Source organism: Neisseria sp. HMSC70E02, from assembly GCF_001838645.1.
GTDB lineage: Bacteria > Pseudomonadota > Gammaproteobacteria > Burkholderiales > Neisseriaceae > Neisseria > Neisseria macacae.
On sequence record NZ_KV838144.1, the window covers coordinates 1 to 420 of the forward strand.

Annotated in this window: 1 pseudogene; it reads right to left on the minus strand. The window is 57.4% G+C overall.

Annotated features, from left to right (window positions below):
- Positions 1-420, minus strand: a pseudogene (locus HMPREF3277_RS12445) (RHS repeat family protein); the annotation flags it as partial.

A 420-nucleotide genomic window follows, 5' to 3' on the forward strand; every position in this document is an offset into this window, starting at 1 on the left:
CCATCAACACAGCGCTGCCGTCGGCAAACACCCGCTTGGTCAACTCGTTATTGTAGTCGTAATGATATTGCTCGGTACGGCCCAACACGTCGGTTACCTCGGTATAACCGTCGTGATAGGTAAAGCGCCATTCTTCGCCCAAGGAGGTCCAGTTGCGCAACACCTTGCCGGTCGGGGTGTAATGGTCGTATTCGTATTCCGATACCAATCCTGCCGCATCCGTGTGCGACACCATCAGATTGTTTTTATAGCCGAAGCTGCGTTTGACGTTGCCGTCGCGGCCGATAACGCGGATCAGGTCGCCGCTGCCGTTGTATTCGTAGCGGACCAGCGGCCTGCCGACACGGACCGTTTCGCCGAAGGCGGGCAAACCCTCCAGCAGCGATACCGACAGCAGCCGCATTTTGGGCGACTGTTCGT